Raw genomic sequence first — 23,009 nt, 5'->3', positions numbered from 1 at the left:
TGGCAGCCTCGGGGCCATCCTCGTGGTTCGAGGCCCTGCCGCACTCGCTTCGCTCCTGCGACAGTGCACCTCACCATGAGGATGGAGTAGCGACTGCGCCAACTGACGAGGAGATCAGCCCTCACCCTGAGGTGGCCCATAGGGCCCTCGAAGGGCGAGGGCGGGTGATGGCTTGCAGGGTGATCGCACCGTAAGATTTCGAATGACATACCTGGGAGGAAAGAATGGCCGAGTTCAGAATTGCGCCGGATCTGGTCGCTGCAGAAAACGACAAGCGCGCCGCTGCGCTGAAATCCGATTATGAGGCGCTCGGCGCCACGCTTGCGCGCCGCGGCGTCGATATCGAGACGGTGACGAAAAAGGTCTCCGAATTCTTTGTCGCCGTGCCCTCCTGGGGTGTCGGCACCGGCGGTACGCGCTTTGCCCGTTTTCCGGGCACCGGCGAACCACGCGGCATTTTCGACAAGCTCGACGATTGCGCCGTCATCCACCAATTGACGCAGGCGACGCCGACCGTTTCGCTGCATATCCCCTGGGACAAGGCCGATGCAAAGGAATTGAAGGCGAAGGGCGACGCGCTCGGCCTCGGTTTCGATGCCATGAATTCCAACACTTTCTCCGATGCGCCCGGCCAGGCGCATTCCTATAAATACGGCTCGCTCAGCCATGTCGATGCGGCGACGCGCGCCCAGGCTGTCGAGCACAATCTGGAATGCATCGAGATCGGCAAGGCGATCGGTTCGAAGGCGCTGACGGTCTGGATCGGTGACGGTTCCAACTTCCCGGGCCAAAGCAATTTCACCAAGGCGTTCGAGCGTTACCTCGCCGCGATGGCAGAGATCTACAAGGCCTTGCCGGATGACTGGCGGCTGTTTTCCGAGCACAAGATGTACGAACCGGCCTTCTATTCGACCGTCGTACAGGATTGGGGAACGAACTATCTGATCGCGCAGACCCTCGGGCCCAAGGCCTTCTGCCTCGTCGATCTTGGCCATCACGCCCCGAACACCAATATCGAGATGATCGTCGCGCGCCTCATACAGTTCGGCAAGCTCGGCGGTTTCCACTTCAACGATTCCAAATATGGCGACGACGATCTCGACGCCGGCGCGATCGAGCCCTATCGCCTGTTCCTCGTCTTCAATGAACTGGTCGAGGCCGAGCATCGCGGCGTCAAAGGCTTCCATCCGGCCCATATGATCGACCAGTCGCACAATGTCACCGACCCGATCGAAAGCCTGATTTCCAGTGCCAACGAAATCCGCCGCGCCTATGCGCAGGCATTGATCGTCGACCGGAAAGCGCTGGCGGACTATCAAGACTCTAACGACGCCCTTATGGCATCCGAGACGCTGAAGCGCGCTTATCGTGCCGATGTCGAGCCCATCCTTGCGGAAGCCCGCCGCCGCACCGGCGGCGCCATCGATCCGGTGGCCGCTTATCGGGCAAGCGGCTACCGCAAAAAGGTTGCTGGCGAGCGGCCGGCCTCGGCGGCAGGCGGGGGCGGAATTATCTGAGACGTCAAAATTCGAGAAGCCGGCAACGCGCCGGCTTTCTCACAGGAAGATCGTCGAGATGCGCAGATCGCGCAGCATCGATGGCGGTCTCAATACCCCAGCGCGATGCCGTCCTTGCGGTGGTCGGAGGCGCCGAGGAGGACGCCGCGCTCGTGATCGATCCAAATCGCCTGCGCACCGCCGATCGGAGCATCCGCCCATTCGGTCACATGGCCGCGGCGCTCGAGGTCCCGCTTGACGTCTTCCGAAATCGTCGGTTCGAGCGAGAGCTTGCCGTCGTAGCAGAAGCTGCGCGGCTGATCGCTTGCCTGCTGCGGATCGAGATCGCGGTCAAGCATCTGGCTCAGCATATGGGCATGGCCGACGGCTTGGTATTGCCCGCCCATGACGCCGAAGCTCATGCGCGTCTTGCCGTTTTCCATCAGCATCGCCGGGATGATGGTGTGGAAGGGTAGCTTGCTCGGGCCGATGGCGTTCGGGTGGCCCTCCTTGACGACGAAGCCTGCGCCACGGTTCTGCAACAGCACGCCGGCGCGCGGCGCGTAGATGCCGCTGCCGAAAGCGAAGAAGATCGAATTGATCAGCGAAATCGCATTGCCGTCGCGATCGACGACGGAGACATAGACCGTGTCCTTATGCGTCGGCCCATCCCAGATCGCGGCGTCGGCGGCACGTTCGAGGCTGATCTGCGAGCGCATGGCGGCAACTGACCGATCCGACAGCAGTTCGTCGATGCTGAATGTCAGGTGGTCGGGATCGCTGATGAGCTGATCGCGCCTAGCGTAACCGGCCTTGGTTGCTTCGGCGAGCAAGTGGATGCGATCCGCTTCAGTGAGCTTGGGGTCGCGAAGATCGAAGCCGTCGAGAATGCGGGTGATCAGCAGCGCGGCCAAGCCCTGGCCATTCGGCGGGCACTCCAACAGATCGCGGCCACGGTACTTGCCGGAAATCGGCACGGTTTCGAATGCCTTGTAATCAGCGAAATCACTTTCTTCATGCAATCCGCCAAGCGATTGCAGAAGCTCAGTAATTTCTTCCGCGACCTTGCCGCGATAAAAGGCGTCGCGACCGTCCTTGGCGATGGCTTTTAGCGTCGCGGCGAGGGCAGGGTTGGCTACGCGTTCGCCGATGCGCGGCGCGCGGCCATACGGCAGGAAATAGGCAGCAGAAGCCGGGTATTTGGCGACCCGATCGCTGTAGCGGCTCCAGTCGAGTTCGACGCGCGGCGTAACGCAATAGCCGTCTTCGGCGGCTGCGATTGCCGGCGCCAGCACGCGGCCCATGTCGAAACGGCCATAGGAGCCGATCAGCCGGCACCAGGCATCGACTGCGCCGGGAATGGTGACGGCATGCGCACTGTCGTCGGGAATGGCGGTAAAGCCCTTCTCCAGGAAGTAATCGAGCTTCGCCTTTTGCGGTGCGCGGCCGGAGCCATTAAGCGCGATCGGCGTGCCGCCGGCCGGGCTATAGAGAGCGAAGCAGTCGCCGCCGATGCCCGTCATGTGCGGATCGATGACTGACTGCAGCGCCACCGCCGCCACGGCCGCATCGACCGCATTGCCGCCGGCCCGCAGGATATCGACGGCTGCAAGCGTCGCCTGAGGGTGCGAGGTTGCCGCCATGCCTCTGTCGGAAACTGCGACCGAACGGCCCGGCTTGAAAAAATCGCGCTGCTGCATGTGCCTTTCAACGTCCTCTATCGTCTGTTGCTGTCCGCGTCTGCCGTGTCCCGGCACGCTCGATCCGTGCCGGGATTGATACCTATCAAACCTGACAACCTTTCAGGAAGACCTCAGCGCAGATTCGTGCCCTGCGGCTGATCTCCGCAATGTTTGGAGGTGGGAGCTGGCGCAGGATGGCGGCGCGCTGCGGCTCCATGATCATCATTCCACGCAGCATGCCGGAGGCCATATACGGGTCTTCCAGGCGGATCAGCCCGCGTTCGCACTGCGTCATCAGCCACTTTTCGATGATGGCGTTCGAGCTGACTATCGCCGTCTCATAAAAGGACGTGGCGATTTCCGGAAAGCGGTCCGATTCGGCGATGACGAGACGCATGATGTCGATGGTGTCATCCGACATCGTCGACATGCCATAGGCTGTCAGCAGCCGTTCCAAACCTTGCCGCAAATCCATCGTCTCCAGGGTCGACTGATCCAGCGCCAGAAAAAACCGGCTTATGCGATCGGAAACGATGCTTGAAAACAAATCCGCCTTGGTCGGAAACAGCCGATAGAGCGTCTTGGTCGAGACGCCGGCGGATTGGGCGATCGCATTGATGCTTGCGGCTGCATAGCCGCTTTCCCGAAATTGTGCGTCGGCAGCCTCAATGATCAGGCTTTTCGTATCGTCATCGCAGCGCAGTTGCGGTCGGCCGCGCGGGCGCTTCTCAAATATTTGATTTTCGACCATTTTCGTTTTCCAAAGTCTTATTATCGTCCATTTTACAGCGCATATTTTGGAAAACAATAAGTTTCCTAAATACCAGAACGGGAATTTTTGCAGGCCTCCCGTCCTGCTCGTCATCGGCATCTCGCTGACGAGCGCAGCGATCGTCACGGCTGCCGCAGGCCGGCGGGGGCGAGTGCACCGATACGGCATCTACTCTTCCTTCGAAGACTTGATAAGGGCCGAGACCAGCTCCACCCAGCTTGCAGCGGTCGCCGCTGCCGGATAGCCAAGCCCAGACTCCGGTCTTGCTTCTTATTTCTGCGCTCGCGATGCAGGCTGCATCTTTCGGGTAGCCGAGGCGCTGGAATTCGGTATTGTCGGCGACAACGAAAATCTTATTTCCACAGCCGTCGCCCCATTCGACGGCATGAAACAATCCGGCCTTTGTGGGCCTGATAATCGAGGAAAATCACTATGACCAATGATATCGACGGTTTCGCGGGCCGCCTGAAGCGGCGGGAAAATGGCGGCATGATCTCAGCCTGGATCGGTACGCCCGATCCGCTTCTGGTGAATCACCTGTCGCAGGAATCTTTCGATGCCATCGTCCTCGATATGCAGCATGGCATGTGGGACATGGCCTCTGCGGCGAACGGCATTGCCCAGGTGCGCCTCGCCGGCAAACCGGCCATCGCGCGCATCCCGGTCGGAGATTTCGCCTCGGCTTCGCGGCTGCTCGATGCCGGGGCCTCCGCCATCATCGCGCCGATGATCAATTCCGCCGATGACGCCCGTGCTTTGGTCAAGGCAACCAAATATCCGCCGCTCGGCGAACGCAGTTGGGGGCCGTCGCTCGCGCTCAATCATTTCGGCATCGCGGCTGACGAGTATCTGCAGGGCGCCAACGGACTGACCGTCACCATCGCCATGGTCGAGACCCGTGCCGCGCTCGATGCTATCGATGAAATCCTCGCGGTCGACGGCGTCGACGGCATCTTCATCGGCCCGTCCGATCTCTCCATCGCGCTTTCAAATGGCGCGCGTCTGGCGCCCGACAGCGCCGCGATCGATCAGACATTGGCGCATGCCGTGGCGCGCTGCCGCGCCCATGGCAAGTTGATCTGCGCCTTTGGCACCGACGGCGAACGCGCCGGGCAATTCCTGAAGCTCGGCCTGGATCTCGTCATCGCCGGTGCCGAAACAGCCCAGCTCCGCTCCGGCGCTCGCGCTGCTATTACCGCCGCTCGGAAGGTTGCTGTTTCCTGACTATCGTCGGGATTGCGGCCAAGTCAGGCGTGCCGTTCGTAGTCCGGCATTGGACAACCTTTGCGAACGGACGCCTTGGCTTCAAATGGCTGCAGATGCCAACTTTTTTCTTGATGCTGAGGAAGAAGCCAGATGAAAAAGCGCTGGCCAAGGTCCCGGTTATTGGCACCAGTTAAGGAGCGAGTTTGACATAGCAGGGATTATACATGTTGAAGCCGCAGCCATTGCCGACGGCTTGAGCAGGCGTAATAAAATTTTGCACCGCGATGACTACCAGCGCAGCAGCTATCACGGTCAGAATCATTTTCGCATATTTGTCCATAACATTCCCCTAAATATACAACCTATGCGAAATAGGCCTAATATGATTCTCGTAGGAATGCGAGGGTGCTTGCAACAAGGATGGCGATCCACCGATCAGAACCGATCGTGCTCGTACTTCACCTCAGCCCACGTTCCCGTCGCCGTCGAGTCCAGGCAAGCGTCGATGAAGGCGAGGCCGTCAACGCCGGTCCAGGCATTAGGAGTCAAATGGGCCAGCGGATCAGGCTCGGCGCCGGCAATGCGGGCCGCCACCAGTTCGGCGAAATCGGTATAGATATTGGCGAAGGCTTCGAAGAAGGCTTCCGGGTGGCCGATGGGCAGGCGGGTGCCTCGCTGAGCATGCGGATGCAGGCTGGGCAGGCCGCGCGTGCGGAGCTCGTCGGCGCGGTTCAGCCGCATGACTCGCAGATCATTGGCGTCGGCCTGGTTCCACGAGATGCCGCCGTCTTCGCCATAAGCCTCGATGCTGACGACATTCTGCGCGCCGGTCGCCACCTTGCTCACCAGCATCTGGCCCCGCGTGCCGTCATCGAACTTCAGGATCACTTGCGCCGTATCATGTGCCGTACGGCCGGGCAGCGATGGGCCGACATCGGCAAGAACTGCGGCGATGCGGCGGCCGCAAACAAAGCTCATCAGTTGATGCGCATGCACGCCGATATCGCCGAGCACATGGCTCTTTCCGCCCTTGGCCGTATCGAGCCGCCATTTGGTGCGTGGCGCCATCTTGTCCGGCTCGGCCTCGACAGGTCGGCTAAGCGAGCCCTGTACGTAGCGGACATTGACGAGACGGAGCGCGCCGATCTCGCCGCCGGTGACGGTGGCGCGCGCCTCGCGCACCATGGGGTAGCCGGAGTAATTATGGGTGAGCGACAGGATACGGCCGCGGTCGTGCGCCTTGCGAGCGAGCGCCAGCGCGCTATCGTAATCGTTGGTCAGCGGCTTGTCGCAGATGACGTCAAGACCGGCATCGAGAGCGGCCGCGGCGTATTCATAATGGCTATCGTTCGGCGTCATGATGGCAACGGCGTCGATGCCGTCAGCCCGCACGGTTTCGGCTTCGATCATGCTCGGGACATCCGCATAGCCGCGCTTGATGCCGAAGGCATGGGCGGAGTTGAGCGACCGCTCCGGATCGGATGAAAAGACGCCGGCGACGAGATCGAAGCAATCGTCAAGGCGCGCCGCCGTGCGATGTACCGGACCAATAAGTGAGCCCTGCGCACCGCCGATCAGGCCGAGCCGCACCCGCCTGCCAAGAAGTTTGAAAACCACAGCCTGCGACATGTAACCCGCCTTTCATGCTGGCCGATGAGAGAAATGAGATAGCGCAATCCTAACACCAGCACAGCGCCGCGCTCGACATTTCGCAGGCGGCGCGCAAAGGAAACGTGTGTAGTTTACGGGTCATAATTTGATTGACTATTCGCCACCAATCCCGACGGTCGATCCGGAAGTGCATTTTTCCAAAAATAGGGGGCAGATATGAGCAAACCGGGAAAAGGTATCCGCAACGGCCTCACCAATTACGGGGATCCTCGCTTTGCCGCCTACCTGCGCCGCTCTTTCGCCTCTTCGATGGGGTATTCCCGCGCCATGTTGGAAAAGCCCGTGATCGGCATCACCTGGACGGCAAGCGGCTTCAACAATTGTCACCGCAACGTGCCGGAGCTGGTGGAGGCGGTCAAACGCGGCGTGCTGACATCCGGCGGCCTGCCGCTCGATTTCCCCGTGACCTCGCTCGGTGAAGTCTTCCTCAATCCGACCAGCATGGTCTTCCGCAATCTGATGGCGATGGATGTGGAAGAAATGGTTCGCGCCCAGCCGATGGATGCCGTCGTGCTCGTCGGCGGCTGCGACAAGAGCTTGCCGGCACTGGTGATGGGCGCGGCCTCCGCCGGCAAGCCGGCGATCATGCTCGCCACCGGGCCGATGATGACCTCGCGTTATCAAGGCGAGCGGCTCGGCGCCTGCACGGATTGCCGCCGCTTCTGGGGCCGCTATCGTGCCGGCGAGCTGAACGACAGGCAGATCGATGAGGTGGAAGGCGCTCTGGCGACGACGGCAGGCACCTGTGCGGTGATGGGAACGGCCAGCAGCATGGCGATCCTGCTGGAGGTGATGGGCCTGATGTTGCCAGGAACGGCGGCCATTCCCGCCGTTCACGCCGATCGCTTGCGGGCAGCAGAGGCGACGGGTGTTGCCGCCATGGACCTGGTTTCCTCGGGAACGACCATACGCGAGACGGTCACGCAGGCGAGTATCGACAATGCGCTGAAGACCTTGCTTGCGATCGGTGGTTCGACAAATGCCATCATTCATCTGGCGGCGATTGCCGGTCGTCTCGGCCTGAAGGTCGATCTGCAGGCGCTGAACGCGACGTCCGATGCGACGCCTGTCCTCGTCGATCTCAAGCCGACGGGCGACGCCTATATGGAGGATTTTTTCTACGCCGGAGGCGTCGGCGCACTGCTGAATCGTCTTGGCGATCACCTCGACTTATCGGCGCGCACGGTCACGGGCGAAACGCTGTCTGAACTTCTTCCCGATGACGATGCGTGGGTTGACGATAAGATCATCCGCCCTGTCGAGAAGCCGATACGAGCTGACGGCGGTCTCGTGGCGCTGTTCGGAAATCTGGCGCCGAAAGGGGCGATCCTCAAGCGTGCGGCGGCAGACGAGAGGCTTTTCGAAAAGACAGGCCGCGCCGTCGTTTTCGATGGCCTCAAGGATCTTTCAGACCGGATCGACGATCCAGACCTCGATGTCATTGAAGATGATATTCTCGTGCTGAAGAATGCCGGCGCGAAGGCCGCCGGCATGCCGGAGGCGGGCTATCTGCCGATCCCCGCCAAGCTGGCGCGCAAGGGCGTGAAGGACATGCTGCGCATCTCCGACGCGCGGATGAGCGGCACGGCTTACGGGACGATCGTGCTGCATGTCTCTCCCGAATCGGCGGCCGGCGGGCCGTTGGCGCGTGTGCGGAACAGAGATCTGATCCGCATCAGCGTCAAAGAGCGGCGGCTGGATCTGCTGGTCGACGAGACGGAGCTTGCCAAGCGAGATCCGACGCCCGCACCTCCCGTAGAGACCCGCGGCTGGCTTGGCCTCTACAACAGACACGTCCTGCAGGCAGAAGACGGCTGCGACCTCGATTTTCTGGTCGATGAAAGCCATTGATATAGAACGTGATACCGGGCGGCCTGAGAGTGATGCTTGCACGCGCTTCCGACAGCGGGCATTGTCGCGCAGACAACATAAAGCGGTGGGATTTGTCCAGCATGCAGGGATCGGGGATCAGGCGCGGGTTGCGGCGTGATGCGGGTCAGCGGGTGACGTTGCGAACGGTCGCAACCGCACTTGGCCTGTCGATCACCACTGTCAGCCGCGCGCTAAAGGAAGGCCCTGAAGTCAATCGCGAAACGATCGAGCTGGTGAAGCGGGTGGCCGGCGAACTCGGCTATCGCCCAAACCTCGGCGGCCTCAATCTCCGGACCGGCAAGACCCATGCGATCGGCATCGTTCTGCCCTTCGAGCGCGAAGGTGAGATGAACATCGTCGTCGCCTCGCTGGTGGAAGGCGTGTCGCGCCAGATGAAGGGCTGCGGCTATCGGACAACCGTCGTGCCGCAGTTGCAGGCGGACGACCCTTTGGCGACGGTTCGCGATCTTGTCGAAGAGGGCTCCGTCGACGGCATCATCATCACCCATACGAGACCGCAGGACGACCGCGTCAAATATCTGCTGGAGGTCGGCACGCCTTTCGTCACCTTCGGGCGCACCGAGCTCTTGAGCGTCCACCCGAGCGTCGACCTCGATCACGAGACGATCGGTGCGGAAGCGGCGCGGTTGCTCCTCGATGCCGGCCATCGCCGGCCTCTCCTGATCGCGCCGTCCAGCCAGTTCACCTACAGCCTGCAATTTGTCAAAGGCTGGAGCAAGACTTTTACGGCGCGCAATCTCGCTGTTCCCGATGATCTTATCCATTTTGCCGCAACGACGCCGGATAGCGGCGAGGAACTGGCGAAAAATATCATCGCCTGGCATCCGGAGGCGACCGGCGCCTTCGTCGCCAGCGAAGAGGCTGCCCTCGGCTTCCTCGCCGGGCTGCGCAAGACCGGCCGGGACGCGGGCAAGGATTTCGGATTGATCACCTATGGCGGCACCCGATTGCACGATTTCTTCAATCCGCCGCTCAGCGCCTTCTACTATTCCAACTATATCATCGGGGAGCGCTTGGCCTCCCTCTTACATCGCGCGATTGCCGGCGACGATCCGCGCGATCTGCGCGAACTCGTCCATGCCGAATTCGTAGATCACGACAGTCAGGCGCTCTCTTCGTAATTTCAGTTCACTGGCAATATCACGTGATTTGTCGAAGCCATTCGTAACGTTATCATTTGAAAGTGGTTGCTTGACAGAGTTGTGGCTATCTATCATTCGTAACGTTACGAATTGCCGATCAGAGGGGTTTTGAGGCTCTGTGCGGCAGGAAATGTCAGCAAGAGAACGGGAGCCTCGTATCTCGCAGGCGACCGCATTCCGTGGGAGGATGCCGTGGCCACAGGCTCGCTTTTTTTCGGATCACCAATCTGGACGTTCAACTGGAACCCGCCTTATGAGGCGCCGCTGAAGCGGCTCGCGCAGACCGGCTGCAAGGGTTTCGAGCTTACCGCCTGGTCGGTCGATATGCTGGACTATTATACGCCTGCGACGATCCGCGGTCTGAAGGAGATCGCTGAGGGCGAGGGGCTAACGCTCACCAATTTCTTCTTCAACCTGCCCTTCAATCGCCAGGCAGGTGCGGCCTTTTCCACTGTCGATCTTGACGGCTATAAGCGCGGCGTCGATGTCGTGGCCGAGATCGGCGTGCCGATCATGACCAGCATGACACCCTATCCCTTCCAATCCGATGTCAAGCCGATCCTGCAGCGGCCGATCTCGCAGGAGTGGACGGCCGCCGTCGAGCCGCAATGGGACTGGACGGCGGAATACAACGCCGTCGTCGACGGTTTCGCCGAGGCATGCGAAATTGCCGGCGCGGCCGGGCTGCGCGTCGCCATTGAGCCGCATCCTTATCGCTGGGTCAGCTCCGGGCAGGGCATTCTCCGGCTGATCGAGCGGACCGGTGCTTCGAACCTGGGCCTGAACTTCGACCCCAGTCATCTCTTCCCCGCCGGCGATATGCCGCATTATGTCGTGCTGGCGCTCGGCGACCGCATCTACAACACGCATTTCTCCGACAATGAAGGCCATACCAACGCCCACTGGCGTCCCGGCCGCGGCAAGATCGATTGGAAGGCGATTTTCGCCGCTCTGCAGACGATCGGCTATTCCGGCCCGATCACGCTGGAACTGGAGGATGCGCCCGGCGCATCGCACTGGACGCATTTCCGCGAGGCGACGCCCGAATTCGATCAGGAGATGCGGCGCGGCATGAGCTATCTGCGCGACGCCGCCGCTGAACTCAATATCACCATTTCCTAAAGGCCATATCCATGAGCACCGCACCCATGAAAGTCGGCATCGTCGGCGCCGGCAATATCAGCGCCACCTATGTCGCAACCCTGAATATGTTCGATTTCATTCGCGTCAAGTCGATCTGCGACCTCTATGAAGAGCCGGCGAAAAAACTCGCCGCCCAATTCGGCATCGAGGCCGTCACGCTCGATGCCATGCTTTCCGACCCGGAAATCGGTCTGATCATCAATCTGACCACACCGGTTTCGCACTACGCCATCAGCAAGAAGGCGCTTCTCGCCGGAAAGCATGTCTATTCGGAAAAGCCGCTCGGCATCAGCCTGGCGGAAGCCGAAGAGCTGATGTCGATCGCTCGCGCCGGCGACCTGCGGCTCGGCTGCGCGCCCGACACGTTCCTCGGTGGCGGCCACCAGTTGACGCGCCGGCTGTATGATGAAGGCCGCATCGGCAAGGCTGTGTCGGCCACGGCCATGCTGCTTCTGCCCGGTCATGAGCACTGGCATCCGAATCCGGCCTTCTTCTACGGCCGCGGTGGCGGCCCCATGCTCGATGTCGGACCCTATTACGTCACCAACCTGATCGCGCTGCTCGGTCCGGTGCGTGAAGTCTTCGGCACCGCCAAGGTCACCCGCATCGAACGCACGGTGAAGACCGATCCACGCCGCGGCGAGACGATCAAGGTGCTGGTGCCGACGCACCTGACCGGCATCATGGAGTTCCACAGCGGTGCGACGATCACCATTGCCACCAGTTTCGATATCATCAAGCATAAGCACAATCAGATCGAGATTTACGGCTCCGAAGGAAGCATGGTAACACCGGACCCGAACAACTTTACCGGCAAAGTTGAGATCTTTCGCGAAGGCGGTGAAACTTGGGAAGATATCCCGGTTGACCATCCGTACACGGAAGGCGTGCCGGGCCATCTTGGACTGCGTGGTTTGGGCGCGGCCGAAATGATAGATTCCCTTCGCGCTGGACGCCAGCATCGCGTATCGTCGGAACTCGCCTTTCACGCGCTGGAGGTGATGACGGCATTCGAACGTTCGGCACAGTCGCGCAAGGTGATTGCAATCCACAGCAGTTGTGGCCGGCCGGATCCGATCCCGCGCGCAATTAATGAGGGACGTTTCGCATAGGCTGGGTTATAGAGGGTTAGGAGAATTGGCAGTCCTCTCAGACTGCATGCTTGACGAAGGGGCGATGTCGAGGAAGCATTGCCCGTTCGCCGCAGGGAATGGAGGCCCGGCGGCGCAATCTTGGAGGACGACAGCATTCGGCACCCGATGGCCTTTGGACGGCGGTGGCTGAAATACAGGTATTCAGAAGAACGCCATCAAAAGAGGAGGAGCATATGCGTGGATTGTTAATGGCATTGGTTGGCGCCACGGCGCTGATCGCAGTCGGCGTTACCGGCGCTCAGGCTGAGGGAAAGAGAGCCGAGGTCCTGCACTGGTGGACATCCGGTGGCGAAGCCGCCGCCGTGCGCGAACTGGCCAATGCATTCAACGCCGCCGGTGGCCAATGGGTGGACACCGCGATCGCGGGGTCCGGCTCGACCGCACGTCCGATCGGCATCAACCGCATCATCGGCGGCAATCCGCCGACAGCTATGCAGTTCAACACCGGCACGCAGATGAACGACCTGGCTCAGCAGGGCCTGCTGCGTCCACTCGACGATCTCGCCAAGGAACAGGACTGGAAGTCGGCACTGACGCCGGCCTTCTACAATGCCATCCAGTACCAAGGCCATATCTACGGCGCACCGATCAACGACCACGGCCAGAACTGGATCTTCTATTCCAAGGCCGTCTTCAAGAAAGCCGGTGTGACCGAAGAGCCGAAGACTTGGGATGAAATGTTTGCTGCTCTCGACAAGATCAAGGCCGCCGGCCTGATTCCTGTCGCCGTCGGTGGCCAGCCCTGGCAGCTTCAGTCGATGTTCAATTCCATCCTGCTCGGAGAGGGCGGCAAGGAACTCTACAGCAAGGTCTGGAAGGATCTCGATACCGACGCCGTCAAGTCCGACAAGTTCAAGCATGTAGCGGAAGTCTTCGCCAAGCTGCGCAACTATCAGGATCCGGGTAGCCCGAACCGTGATTGGAACGTTGCGACCGGAATGCTGATCGACGGCAAGGCCGGCATCCAGTTCATGGGCGACTGGGCCAAAGGCGAGTTCATTCATGCCAACATGGTTGCCGACAAGGATTTCGGCTGCATTCTCGGACCGGGTGAATCCAACTTCATGATGGGCGGCGACATCTTCGTCTTCCCGGTCCTGAAGGACAAGGCCGCGACCGATGCGCAGACGCTGCTTGCGACTGTGATCATGTCCAAGGAAGGCCAGCTCGCCTTCAACTCAAAGAAGGGCTCCGTGCCGGTCCGCCTCGACGTTGATACCTCGAAGCTTGACGCCTGCGCCCAGAAGGGCCTGACTGCGCTCAAGGATCCGAGCCGCCAGATCCTGGCGCCGGATGTGCTCACGGCTCAGGACATCGTTCAGACCGAACAGGACCTCGTCGCTCAGTATTGGACGACCCCGAGCATGACAGCCGACCAGTTCGCCGACCAGTTCGCACAGGTCATCGAGCAGGCGAAATAAGCCTCATCCGACATCCATGCGGCGGCAGGGCTTACCTGCTGCCGGCTTCCATGAATGCTGAGGAGGAGGTGAAGCCATGAGTACTCCCGAAACCGCTGCCGGAACCATTGCTGGGGCCGGCGCCGGGACGACTGCCACCAGGAAGAAGCGGCATCTTTCCGCCTATGTCGCCTTGTTCCCAGCCTTTATCATCGTCTTGCTCGCCTATGTCGTGACGGTTGTCTGGAACATTTGGATATCGTTCACGGACAGCAAGGTGCTGCCGGTCAACATCTTTGTCGGCACAAAACAATACGAACGACTGTTCACGACAGCACGCTGGTTGATATCGCTGCAGAACGTCATCGTCTTCGGCGTACTCTTCATCGCCGGCTGCCTGATCCTCGGCTTTCTTCTGGCCGTCGCGCTCGATCAGAAGGTCCGGTTCGAAAATACCTTCCGGACGATCTTTCTCTATCCCTTCGCAATGTCCTTCATCGTTACCGGGCTTGTCTGGCAGTGGATCATGAACCCGACGCTCGGCTTGCAGAAAGTTGCAGACAGCATCGGCTTCACCTGGATCCGCTTCGACTGGATCGTCCAAAGCGATCTCGCGCTCTACGTCATCGTGCTCGCCGGCATCTGGCAGTCGTCCGGATTGGTGATGGCGATCATGCTGGCCGGATTGCGCGGCGTCGATCGCGAACTGTGGAAGGCCACACGCATCGACGGCGTACCGGCATGGCGCGTCTATCTCCACATCGTCATTCCGATCCTGAGGCCGACCATCATCACCGCCAGCGTGCTTCTGGCGATCGCCGTGGTCAGGGTCTACGAACTGGTGCTGGCGACGACCGGCGGTGGGCCAGGAATATCTACCGAGGTGCCTGGAAAATTCATCATGGATTACCTCTTCGGCCGCGGCAATATCGCTCTTGCGACCGGGGCCTCGACCGTCATGTTCATCACCGTGGTCATTCTGGTCACGCCATGGCTCTATTACGAATATTTCCGTGAAAAACCGAGGGGGAGCTGATGACAATGCCATCTTCCGTCGCAGTCGCCGCCGGCGGGCCGACCGGGCGCAAGCCGCAGCATCTGTCTCCGGCGCGCATCGGCCTCTACACTTTCCTCGTCATCGCGGCCCTGTTCTTCCTGCTGCCGCTCTATGTGATGATCGTCACCTCGCTGAAATCCATGCCGGAAATCCGCCAGGGCAATATCTTCGCCTTTCCTCGGGTCTGGACAGGCGAAGCCTGGGTGCAGGCGTGGAGCACGGCTTGCACCGGCCTCGAATGCGGCGGCATCAGCGTCGGATTCTGGAATTCGGTGAAGATCCTGATACCGAGCATGATAATGTCCATCTTCATCTCGTCGCTGACCGGCTATGCGCTGTCCTTCTGGCGGGTGAAGGGGGCCAATGTTCTCTTCGCCGTCCTGCTGCTCGGCGCCTTCATTCCCTATCAGGTGTTCATCTATCCGCTTGTGCTCATCTACCGCGGCGTCGGCATCTATTCGACACTGCCCTGCATCATCATCACCCACACGGTTTTCGGCCTGCCGGTGCTGACACTGCTGTTCCGCAACTATTATTCCAGCCTGCCGATGGAGTTGTTCAAGGCAGCCCGCGTCGATGGTGCCGGATTGTGGCAGATCTTCTTCCGGCTGATGATCCCGATGTCGATCCCGATTCTGGTGGTGGCGGCCATCCTGCAGGTGACCGGCATCTGGAACGACTTCCTCTTCGGCGTGGTCTTCGCCGGGCGGGAAAACTTCCCGATGACGGTTCAGCTCAACAACATCGTCAACTCCACCCAAGGCGAAAAGCTCTACAACGTCAACATGGCGGCAACCATCCTAACGGCCCTGGTTCCGCTGATCGTCTATTTCGGTTCGGGTCGCTGGTTTGTGCGCGGTATTACCGCCGGCGCAGTCAAGGGATAATCCATGGCCAATGTTTCCATCCGCGAACTTGCAATCGATTTCGGCAGCATCAGCGTGCTGAAATCGTTGAATCTTGAAATCCAGTCGGGCGAGTTCATCGTTCTCCTCGGGCCGTCCGGCTGCGGCAAGTCCACGTTGCTCAACGCCATCGCCGGCCTTACCGACATCAGCGGCGGCCAAATCTGGATCGGCGACAGGAACGTCACCTGGGAGGAGCCGAAGGACCGCGGCATCGGCATGGTCTTCCAGTCCTACGCGCTCTATCCGACGATGACGGTCGAGGGGAATCTTTCCTTCGGCCTGCGCATCGCCGGCATGGCCAAGGACGAGATTGCCGAACGCGTCGACCGCGCCGTGCGGATCCTGCAGATCGACCCGCTGCGCAAGCGGCGGCCGGGCGAGCTTTCGGGCGGCCAACGACAGCGCGTCGCCATCGGACGCGCTCTTGTACGCGATGTCGATGTCTTCCTGTTCGACGAACCGCTCTCCAACCTCGATGCCAAGCTCCGTACCGAGCTGCGCGTCGAGCTGAAGCGCCTGCATGCCGGGCTCGGCTCTACGATGATCTACGTCACGCACGACCAGATCGAAGCGCTGACGCTTGCCGACCGCATCGCGGTCATGAGCGGCGGCGTCATCCAGCAGTTCGCCGCGCCGAAGGAAATCTATCGCCGTCCCGTCAACCGCTTCGTCGCCGGTTTCGTCGGCTCGCCATCCATGAACTTCCTGTCGGGGCAGGTGGCGAGCAATGGCGATACGCCCGCCTTCATCTTGCCCGATGGACGCAAGATCGACCTTAATGGCTATGAATTCTCGGGCACGCCTGGCGACGGCCGCCCCGCAACGCTCGGTGTGCGGCCGGAACAGATGCAATTCACCGCCGCCAACGGCCGCATGTCCAGCCTGCCGGCAACCTTCAGCATCGTCGAACCCATGGGCTCGGACAATCTGGTCTGGGGGCAGATCGGCATGGAGAGCATGTCGGTGCGCATCGATGCCGATGAGGAGGTCGCGTTGGAAAGCGAGCAACCGGTCTATTTCCAGCCGGCGCTCGCCTCCCTGTTCGGCGAGGATGGTCAGCGTCTGTGAGAGATCAACCTGCGCCGCGCGTTCGATGGAGCGCGCGGCGCGGGCCTCATGCCCTGACTTCGAAGACCATGTTGAACGGCGTTTCGGTCGCCTTGCGGAAATGCGAAAAACCCGCATCCATGGCAACCTTGCGCAGTTTCATCTCGCCGGCTTGCGCCCCCAAACCCAGCCCGACTTCCTGAGATAACGAAGCCGGTGTGCAGATCATCGTCGACGCGCCGTAGAAGACGCGGCCGACGGGATTGAGATTGTCCTTCAGGCAATCATGCGCGAAGGGCTCGACAATCATCCAGGTTCCGTCGTCGGCAAGACTTTCCCTGACATGCTTGCCGGCGCCGACGGGATCTCCCATGTCGTGCAGGCAATCGAACATCGCCACGAGATCATAGCCGGCAGCCGGGAAATCCTTGGCGGTCGCCTGCTCGAAGGTGATGCGGCCGGCGACACCTGCCTCCTTCGCTGCGGCTTTCGCCCGCTCGATAGAGGGCAGATGATAGTCGAAACCGAAGAAGGTCGAGTTCGGATAGGCCTGTGCCATCAGGATGGTCGAGGCGCCATGGCCGCAGCCGACGTCGGCGACGGCCGCACCGGCTTGCAGCTTTTCATGCAGGCCGTCCAGCGCCGGTATCCATTCGGTAACCAGATGGCTGTTGTAGCCCGGCCGGAAAAAACGTTCCGTGCCGCGGAACAGGCAGGCGCTGTGTTCATGCCAGCCAAGGCCGCTGCCGGTCTTGAACGCATTGGCGATCTTCGGCTCGTCCATCCACATGGATTGAACGACATCGAAGGCGCCGGTGAAGAAGGCGGGGCTGTTTTCCTCCGCAAACACCATCGCCTGTTCGGGCGTCAGGTAGAAGCGTTCGGTCTGGTCGTCATAGCTGACATAATCGGCCGCGGCCTGCGCCGACAGCCATTCGCGCACATAGCGTTCTTTCACGCCGACCTTGTCGGCCAGCTCCGCCGATGTCATTGGCGTGCCATCCGCCATGGCCTTGAACAGACCCAAATGATCCCCGAGGGTCACCAACACGCCCGAGACTGCCGCGCCGACATCGCCGACCAGGCGTCCAACCAGGGCGTCAAGTTTTTGCATATCAGGTTCGCGCATGGAATCCTCCTCCCATCCGAACCGATGCAGCTCGGTTCGGATATATTCGAAAGCCGGAAGATACTCCCGGCCGCAAGGGGAGGCAATGATACGACCGGGCTAAGCATGCTTTGCGCCGCTGCCCGGAAGGGGGCGTAACTTATTGAGATAAGGCTGTATTTTTTGGAATCTGTGTCGCGCCTCAACCGGCGCGGGCCAGCTCTTTTTCCAGGACCGAGAGCAGGCGCGGATCGTCTGCCGTAACGTCAGGCGCGAAGCGGGCTGCAACCTTGCCGTCCCGGCCGATCAAGAACTTTTCGAAGTTCCAGACGATGCCGCCATCCTGCCCGGTTTCGAGGCCGTGTTTTGCAAGCCGCTCGCGCATCGGGCCGTCACCGGTCGTCTCGACGCCGGAGGCTATCAGGCTGTTGTAAAGCGGATGCCGCTCTTCGCCTGTCACCGCAATCTTGGAAAACATCGGGAACTGTACGTCATAGGTCAAAGTGCAGAAGCTCAGGATTTCGTCATCCGTCCCCGGCTCCTGGCCTTTGAAATCGTTGGCTGGGAAGCCGGCAATGACAAGACCGTCGTCGCGCTTGTCTTCGTAGAGCTTTTCCAGCCCTTCATACTGCACCGTCAGCCCGCATTTGGAGGCTACGTTGACGACCATGATAACCTTGCCGCGATAGTCGGCAAGCGTCGTCTCGCTGCCATCGATCCGCTTTACCGGAATTTCGAGCACAGTATCAGTCATCGCAATCACTCCACATCATCTTGAAAACAGGTTGCAGATATCAACGTGCGAGAGGTTGAAGTCAACCGCACGATTGCGTGACGCGGCTTCGCGATCAGCGGCATGCCGAACGGGCTGAGAGCGCCATCTCAGGCGTGAAGGTAAAATCCTTGTCGAAGGGGTAGGTCGGTCTCTGCTTGCGCAACCGCGGCAGACGCTCGACAAACTGGTCGACGACGCCGGGGGAGAGCGCCATCAGGTTCGGATTGGCGATCGGAGCCAGCTCCGGAGAAAGATAACCGGACTTCACGACGATGATCTTGGCGCGATGCGGATCGAGGCCGAGACGCGTGAAATCGGCGATATTGTGATAGGGGCGGCGTTTTGCGGACAGCACGAGATTGATGCCTCCGACGGAGACGACCGCCTGCTTGTCCATGGCGTCGTCGGTCTGCAACAGGAACTTGACGTTGAAGACAGCACTCACCGGTTTGCTGCCTTTGCTGTCCAGCGATGCGCCGACGGTAAGGTCGAGCCTGGCGCCGACGCCGGCAGCGTAGCAGGCTTCGGTAGCGGCCTTATCGGCGATACCGGCGAAAACGACGTCAGTGGCGCCCCTGGCGATCAGTTCCGCGAGCACATCGGCCCGGTCGCCGACACCGCCCCCAGTCGGGTTGTCGCCGGATTCCGCAAGCACCACCGGCGCCGTCGGGCTGGCGATCGCCTTGGCGACGCATTCCTCAATGGAGCCAGTCTCACAGCCGAAAACGAAATTCTTGCGGACATCCCAATAGGCCTGCGCCAGCCGTTTTGCCTCGCGTTCGAGAACGGCCCGGTCCGTGCCGGTCATGATGGCGGCCGCCGTGGCGCGGGGCTCATCGGCCCAGACATAGCCGACCATCAGAGAGGCATCCCAGACGCCCTCGATGGCATCGATGCCGGGCAGCAGGTCGTAAAGGCTTTTTGCGGGTTCATCGACCGTGCTGGTGCGCTCTCCGGGTAGCAGGACCGGGATCGGCGCCCAAAGCAGGATCGGCTTCACGCCGGTCTTCAGGCTTTTGGTGAGCATCGTCACGGCGCGGCGCATGGTTTCCTCGACGTCGATATGCGGCGCGGTGCGATAAGTGGAATACATGTCCAGTGCATCGATGATGCGCTGGGTGACATTGCCATGCAGATCGTAGCTGGCCGAGAGCATGCAGTCGTCTCCGACAAGCTCCCTGGCCGCGCTGATCCAATCGCCCTCCGCATCCTCCATACCCTCGACATACATCGCCCCATGCATGGCAAGGTAGAGACCGTCGAGCGGCAAGAGCGGCTTCAGCCGCGCCAGGAATTCCGCCTTGAAGGCCTCATAGGTGTGGCGGGCGACCGGGCCGCCGGCGATGGCCCTGGCGTGGATCGTCGGGAGGAATTCGGCATCATAATCTTTGAGGAATGCGAAATAGGATGCGGCCATCAGCTCTTCGCCACGCACGACACGAAAATCCTTTTCTTCATTGAGGACAGGATTGTACGTGCTGCATTCGATATGAATGCCACCGACGGCGATGCGCATGGAAAACCTCAATTCGGGTTGGGGCCAATCAGGAAATTGTGTGCGGCGATACTGGCCGCACCTCGCGCCCAGATGTCGCCGTCGACGCGTTGCGTGCGAATCGGCGTCTGGCCGGCATAGCGCGGCAACACATTGGCTTCGATCGCCTGTCGTACAGCGGTGCCGAACAGTCCGTCGAAATTGCCTTCGACATGGGTGATCAGGATCATGCCGGGATCATTGAACTGGATGAGATGAGCGATCGCCAGGCCGAGGGCGCCCCCCGCCCGATGCAGGATACGGATGGCGACCGCATTGCCGGCCGATGCCTTTTCCTCCAGCTCGGTGAGGGAGGTGCAGGAAAGACCTGCCGCCTTCGACATGTCCTTGATCGCATTTATCGAGGCGACCGTATCGAGACAGCCGCGCTTGCCGCAGCGGCAAGGCGACCCATTGGGCTCGATGGTGCAATGGGCGATCTCCCCGGCACCGCCATGATTGCCGCGATAGAGCTTGCCGCGGATGAAATGGGCGCAGCCGATGCCGTCGCCAAAGGAGACGACGCTGAAATTCTGGATGTCGCGGGCGATGCCAAACAGCTTTTCGCTGACGGCCACGGCCTTGGCGTCGTTTTCGATGAAGGTCTCGATGCCGGTCTTTTGCCGTATGATCTTGGCAAGCGGCACGTCCCGCCAGCCGAGCAAGGTGGATTGCACGCAATTGGCCCGTTTCTCATCGACAAAACCAGAGAGTGCGACGCCCAGACCGGACAATTTCTCCGCCACGCCTGGCCGCCGCCCGGAAAGCAGCTTCGGTAGCGCATCGGCGATCCGACCCGCTATGATATCCGGATCGCGGGAAAGCGGCATGTTCTCGCGGGCGATAATCTTGCCGTTGAGATCGCTGAGAACCATCGGCGCGGGATTTTCAAGCAGTGAGATGCCAACGAAGAAAGCACCTTCGGGATGCAGATCAAGCAATATCGACGGTCGGCCCTGGCCATAGACCGTCTCGGTCTCGTGCAGGATGCCAAGCGTGATCAGGTCGCGGGCGATACCGCTCATCGCCGCCTTGCTGAGCCCCATCGATGCGGCAAGAACAGTCCGGCTGAGCGGGCCGGATTCGCTGATGACGCGCAGGAGTTGTCGCTGCGAAGAGTTGAGCAATTCGATGTTCCGCCTGGGCATTTCCTTGTTATTTTAGCCTGACGATAAGTTCAGAAAATGAACAAATCAATCGTGATAAATTGCGAAAATGACTTAAATCCATTGTCCAGTCGATTGACCTCCTGAACGTCCTGACTAAGCTTCGAAATGGTGGCTTACAAACCGGAGCAATCACGGAACGAGGCATCCCAGTGTTAAACAGTTGACATATGCTGGCGTAAGTATGCAATGCTTACTATAATGATTCAGCAGGCCAACGCCCCTGTAGTTGTTTGATCCTTCGACGTTGATCCCAAAATTTATCGTTCGCCCATGGCCGTCTTGACGGTCCGCGCGCGTTTGCTGCCGGGCGGAACAGTCAGAAAGGAATGTCATGTCCAGCACGGCCGATCGTTCAAGACGTCCGTTGGTCATTGTCTCGATCATGCTTGCGACCTTTATGGTAGCGGTCGAGGCGACGATCGTTGCCACCGCCATGCCGCGTATTGTTGGTCAGCTCGGCGGTTTCACCTATTATAGCTGGGTTTTCTCCGCCTTCCTCCTGGCGCAGTCCACGACGACGGTAATCTATGGCAAGCTGTCCGACATCTTCGGGCGGAAGCCGATCCTGATCGGCGGCATTCTGATCTTTCTCGTCGGTTCGGCACTGGCCGGCTTTGCCTGGTCGATGGGCTCGCTGATCGCCTTTCGGCTGCTGCAGGGCCTTGGCGCCGGCGCCATCCAGCCGGTGACGATGACCGTGGTCGGCGATCTCTACAAGCTGGAGGAACGCGCCAAGGTGCAAGGCGTGCTCGCCAGTGTCTGGGCGGTGTCGGCGGTTATCGGCCCGCTCGCCGGCGGCATCATCGTCGACAATGTCTCCTGGGCGTGGATTTTTTGGATCAACCTGCCGTTCGGCGTGCTGACCATCATCGGCTTCACGCTCTTCCTGCATGAGCAGATCACGCCGCGCGAAGCAAGGATCGACTATCTCGGCACGATCCTGTTTTCGATATCGATCATCTCATTGCTGGTGATCCTCACCGAAACCAACTCCAGCTTCAGCATCCTCGGCCCGCTCGCGATCGTCTTCGTCGTCACCGGCGTACTGTTTCTCCTGCAGGAGCGGCGCGCGCCGGAGCCGATCATCTCGATCGAACTCTGGGGCCGGCGGCTGGTCGCGACCAGCAATGCGGCCACGCTTCTGGCCGGCATGGCGCTGATCGGGCTGACGACCATCTTGCCGATCTACGTACAGGGTGTGCTTGGCCGCTCGCCGCTGGTGGCAGGCTTCACACTGACGATGCTGATCGTTGGCTGGCCGTTGGCGGTGATGCTGTCGAGCCGCTTCTTCCGCACGTTCGGCATTCGCAAGACGCTGCGCGTCGGCAGCTTCATGTTCCCCTTCGGCTCAGCCTTCCTGCTGTTCCTGACGCCGGAGAGCAGCCCGGTTCTGGCCGGTATCGGCTCTTTTCTGATGGGCTTCGGCATGGGGCTCATCAGCCTCACCAGCATCGTACTCGTGCAGGAGAGCGTGGAATGGGCGATGCGCGGCAGCGCCACGGCGTCGATCATCTTTTCGCGCAGTCTCGGCAATACGCTCGGCGCGACCGCCCTGGGCGCCGTGCTCAATATCGGTATCGTTCATTTCGGCAGCGGCGATCTGGCCGCAAAGCTTCATGACGTTCTGAACCAGCCGACAGGCCTTTCCGATCTCGCCGGTAACCCGGCGATCCGCGGGGTCTTCGATGCGGCCCTGCACTGGAGCTTCTGGGGCGTCGTCATCGTCGCGATCCTGACGTTTGCGACCACCTGGCTCATTCCGGTGGCCCACGACACGGGACGCAAGCAACTATCGAAGACGGATGTACAGGAGGCGATGACGCACTAAAGCTCGTCGCGATCTACAGATTCG

At 60.6% G+C, this 23,009-nt stretch carries 19 protein-coding genes and 1 pseudogene; 12 read left to right on the top strand and 8 right to left on the bottom strand.

The window, feature by feature from the left end; translation table 11 throughout:
• Nucleotides 1-224: 224 nt before the first annotated feature.
• A complete protein-coding gene (gene rhaI, locus QA646_RS22045) occupies nucleotides 225-1,517 on the top strand; it encodes an L-rhamnose catabolism isomerase (protein ID WP_283060372.1) in 1,293 nt (430 codons plus the stop codon).
• An 89-nt stretch (nucleotides 1,518-1,606) separates the two neighbouring features.
• On the opposite strand, the gene ggt is transcribed toward rhaI, so the two are convergent.
• The gene (ggt, locus tag QA646_RS22040; RefSeq protein ID WP_283060371.1) at nucleotides 1,607-3,196 is read right to left on the bottom strand and encodes a gamma-glutamyltransferase; all 1,590 of its coding nucleotides are present in this window, start codon (nucleotides 3,194-3,196) and stop codon (nucleotides 1,607-1,609) included.
• 85 nt (nucleotides 3,197-3,281) lie between these two features.
• Nucleotides 3,282-3,929 carry a TetR/AcrR family transcriptional regulator gene (locus QA646_RS22035; RefSeq protein ID WP_283060370.1) on the bottom strand — a complete coding sequence of 216 codons (648 nt, stop codon included), beginning with the start codon at nucleotides 3,927-3,929 and terminating at the stop codon, nucleotides 3,282-3,284.
• A gap of 274 nt (nucleotides 3,930-4,203) precedes the next feature.
• Between QA646_RS22035 and QA646_RS22030 the strand changes: the two are divergent.
• Nucleotides 4,204-4,353, top strand: a pseudogene (locus tag QA646_RS22030) (aldehyde dehydrogenase family protein); the annotation flags it as partial.
• A 29-nt stretch (nucleotides 4,354-4,382) separates the two neighbouring features.
• The gene (locus QA646_RS22025; RefSeq protein ID WP_283060369.1) at nucleotides 4,383-5,174 is read left to right on the top strand and encodes an aldolase/citrate lyase family protein; all 792 of its coding nucleotides are present in this window, start codon (nucleotides 4,383-4,385) and stop codon (nucleotides 5,172-5,174) included.
• Nucleotides 5,175-5,346: 172 nt separating this feature from the next.
• Here the strand turns inward: QA646_RS22025 and QA646_RS22020 are convergent, their stop codons facing one another.
• Together QA646_RS22020 and QA646_RS22015 are read right to left on the bottom strand one after the other, a co-directional pair.
• Complete coding sequence (locus QA646_RS22020; RefSeq protein ID WP_283060368.1) at nucleotides 5,347-5,496, bottom strand: hypothetical protein; 150 nt, start codon at nucleotides 5,494-5,496, stop codon at nucleotides 5,347-5,349.
• 95 nt (nucleotides 5,497-5,591) lie between these two features.
• Nucleotides 5,592-6,785, bottom strand: coding sequence for a Gfo/Idh/MocA family oxidoreductase (locus QA646_RS22015; RefSeq protein ID WP_283060367.1), 1,194 nt, complete (start codon nucleotides 6,783-6,785; stop codon nucleotides 5,592-5,594).
• A 198-nt stretch (nucleotides 6,786-6,983) separates the two neighbouring features.
• Here QA646_RS22015 and QA646_RS22010 point away from each other — a divergent pair, with 198 nt between their 5' ends.
• The 8 genes from QA646_RS22010 to QA646_RS21975 all read left to right on the top strand — a co-directional run bounded on the left by QA646_RS22010 (nucleotide 6,984) and on the right by QA646_RS21975 (nucleotide 16,592).
• Complete coding sequence (locus QA646_RS22010) at nucleotides 6,984-8,678, top strand: dihydroxy-acid dehydratase (protein WP_283060366.1); 1,695 nt, start codon at nucleotides 6,984-6,986, stop codon at nucleotides 8,676-8,678.
• Nucleotides 8,679-8,779: 101 nt separating this feature from the next.
• Nucleotides 8,780-9,841, top strand: coding sequence for a substrate-binding domain-containing protein (locus tag QA646_RS22005; RefSeq protein WP_283060365.1), 1,062 nt, complete (start codon nucleotides 8,780-8,782; stop codon nucleotides 9,839-9,841).
• Between the two features lie 213 nt (nucleotides 9,842-10,054).
• Complete coding sequence (locus tag QA646_RS22000; protein ID WP_283060364.1) at nucleotides 10,055-10,984, top strand: sugar phosphate isomerase/epimerase family protein; 930 nt, start codon at nucleotides 10,055-10,057, stop codon at nucleotides 10,982-10,984.
• An 11-nt stretch (nucleotides 10,985-10,995) separates the two neighbouring features.
• Complete coding sequence (locus QA646_RS21995; protein WP_283060363.1) at nucleotides 10,996-12,117, top strand: Gfo/Idh/MocA family oxidoreductase; 1,122 nt, start codon at nucleotides 10,996-10,998, stop codon at nucleotides 12,115-12,117.
• A gap of 215 nt (nucleotides 12,118-12,332) precedes the next feature.
• Nucleotides 12,333-13,580: an ABC transporter substrate-binding protein gene (locus tag QA646_RS21990; protein ID WP_283060362.1), complete on the top strand. Its 1,248-nt coding sequence runs from the start codon at nucleotides 12,333-12,335 to the stop codon at nucleotides 13,578-13,580.
• A gap of 76 nt (nucleotides 13,581-13,656) precedes the next feature.
• The gene (locus tag QA646_RS21985; protein WP_283060361.1) at nucleotides 13,657-14,595 is read left to right on the top strand and encodes a sugar ABC transporter permease; all 939 of its coding nucleotides are present in this window, start codon (nucleotides 13,657-13,659) and stop codon (nucleotides 14,593-14,595) included.
• The gene (locus tag QA646_RS21980) at nucleotides 14,595-15,503 is read left to right on the top strand and encodes a carbohydrate ABC transporter permease (RefSeq protein WP_283060360.1); all 909 of its coding nucleotides are present in this window, start codon (nucleotides 14,595-14,597) and stop codon (nucleotides 15,501-15,503) included. The genes QA646_RS21985 and QA646_RS21980 overlap by 1 nt, the downstream gene beginning before the upstream one ends.
• Nucleotides 15,504-15,506: 3 nt before the next feature.
• Entirely contained in the window at nucleotides 15,507-16,592 is a 1,086-nt protein-coding gene (locus QA646_RS21975; RefSeq protein ID WP_283060359.1) for an ATP-binding cassette domain-containing protein, read from the top strand.
• Nucleotides 16,593-16,638: 46 nt separating this feature from the next.
• On the opposite strand, the gene QA646_RS21970 is transcribed toward QA646_RS21975, so the two are convergent.
• The 4 genes from QA646_RS21970 to QA646_RS21955 form a co-directional block, all read right to left on the bottom strand.
• Nucleotides 16,639-17,700 (bottom strand): class I SAM-dependent methyltransferase, encoded by a 1,062-nt coding sequence (locus QA646_RS21970; RefSeq protein WP_283060358.1) that lies wholly within the window; start codon nucleotides 17,698-17,700, stop codon nucleotides 16,639-16,641.
• A gap of 181 nt (nucleotides 17,701-17,881) precedes the next feature.
• On the bottom strand, nucleotides 17,882-18,433 hold the full coding sequence (locus QA646_RS21965) for a glutathione peroxidase (RefSeq protein WP_283060357.1): 552 nt from the start codon (nucleotides 18,431-18,433) through the stop codon (nucleotides 17,882-17,884).
• Between the two features lie 94 nt (nucleotides 18,434-18,527).
• Nucleotides 18,528-19,970: a M81 family metallopeptidase gene (locus tag QA646_RS21960; protein WP_283060356.1), complete on the bottom strand. Its 1,443-nt coding sequence runs from the start codon at nucleotides 19,968-19,970 to the stop codon at nucleotides 18,528-18,530.
• Between the two features lie 8 nt (nucleotides 19,971-19,978).
• On the bottom strand, nucleotides 19,979-21,115 hold the full coding sequence (locus QA646_RS21955) for an ROK family protein (RefSeq protein WP_283060530.1): 1,137 nt from the start codon (nucleotides 21,113-21,115) through the stop codon (nucleotides 19,979-19,981).
• Between the two features lie 373 nt (nucleotides 21,116-21,488).
• On the opposite strand from QA646_RS21955, the gene QA646_RS21950 reads away from it, so the two are divergent.
• On the top strand, nucleotides 21,489-22,985 hold the full coding sequence (locus QA646_RS21950; protein ID WP_283060355.1) for an MDR family MFS transporter: 1,497 nt from the start codon (nucleotides 21,489-21,491) through the stop codon (nucleotides 22,983-22,985).
• The last annotated feature ends 24 nt before the right edge of the window (nucleotides 22,986-23,009 follow it).

Origin of the sequence: Rhizobium sp. CB3090 (genome assembly GCF_029714285.1) — a bacterium.
GTDB lineage: Bacteria > Pseudomonadota > Alphaproteobacteria > Rhizobiales > Rhizobiaceae > Rhizobium.
This window is presented reverse-complemented; position numbering and strand designations above follow the sequence as displayed.

What these genes read in the sequence shown, in the direction of transcription:
- rhaI (WP_283060372.1), top strand. Translation starts at nt 225, where the DNA reads ATGGCCGAGTTCAGAATTGCGCCGGATCTGGTCGCTGCAGAAAACGAC.
- ggt (WP_283060371.1), bottom strand. Translation starts at nt 3,196, where the DNA reads ATGCAGCAGCGCGATTTTTTCAAGCCGGGCCGTTCGGTCGCAGTTTCC.
- QA646_RS22035 (WP_283060370.1), bottom strand. Translation starts at nt 3,929, where the DNA reads ATGGTCGAAAATCAAATATTTGAGAAGCGCCCGCGCGGCCGACCGCAA.
- QA646_RS22025 (WP_283060369.1), top strand. Translation starts at nt 4,383, where the DNA reads ATGACCAATGATATCGACGGTTTCGCGGGCCGCCTGAAGCGGCGGGAA.
- QA646_RS22020 (WP_283060368.1), bottom strand. Translation starts at nt 5,496, where the DNA reads ATGGACAAATATGCGAAAATGATTCTGACCGTGATAGCTGCTGCGCTG.
- QA646_RS22015 (WP_283060367.1), bottom strand. Translation starts at nt 6,785, where the DNA reads ATGTCGCAGGCTGTGGTTTTCAAACTTCTTGGCAGGCGGGTGCGGCTC.
- QA646_RS22010 (WP_283060366.1), top strand. Translation starts at nt 6,984, where the DNA reads ATGAGCAAACCGGGAAAAGGTATCCGCAACGGCCTCACCAATTACGGG.
- QA646_RS22005 (WP_283060365.1), top strand. Translation starts at nt 8,780, where the DNA reads ATGCAGGGATCGGGGATCAGGCGCGGGTTGCGGCGTGATGCGGGTCAG.
- QA646_RS21995 (WP_283060363.1), top strand. Translation starts at nt 10,996, where the DNA reads ATGAGCACCGCACCCATGAAAGTCGGCATCGTCGGCGCCGGCAATATC.
- QA646_RS21990 (WP_283060362.1), top strand. Translation starts at nt 12,333, where the DNA reads ATGCGTGGATTGTTAATGGCATTGGTTGGCGCCACGGCGCTGATCGCA.
- QA646_RS21985 (WP_283060361.1), top strand. Translation starts at nt 13,657, where the DNA reads ATGAGTACTCCCGAAACCGCTGCCGGAACCATTGCTGGGGCCGGCGCC.
- QA646_RS21980 (WP_283060360.1), top strand. Translation starts at nt 14,595, where the DNA reads ATGACAATGCCATCTTCCGTCGCAGTCGCCGCCGGCGGGCCGACCGGG.
- QA646_RS21975 (WP_283060359.1), top strand. Translation starts at nt 15,507, where the DNA reads ATGGCCAATGTTTCCATCCGCGAACTTGCAATCGATTTCGGCAGCATC.
- QA646_RS21970 (WP_283060358.1), bottom strand. Translation starts at nt 17,700, where the DNA reads ATGCGCGAACCTGATATGCAAAAACTTGACGCCCTGGTTGGACGCCTG.
- QA646_RS21965 (WP_283060357.1), bottom strand. Translation starts at nt 18,433, where the DNA reads ATGACTGATACTGTGCTCGAAATTCCGGTAAAGCGGATCGATGGCAGC.
- QA646_RS21960 (WP_283060356.1), bottom strand. Translation starts at nt 19,970, where the DNA reads ATGCGCATCGCCGTCGGTGGCATTCATATCGAATGCAGCACGTACAAT.
- QA646_RS21950 (WP_283060355.1), top strand. Translation starts at nt 21,489, where the DNA reads ATGTCCAGCACGGCCGATCGTTCAAGACGTCCGTTGGTCATTGTCTCG.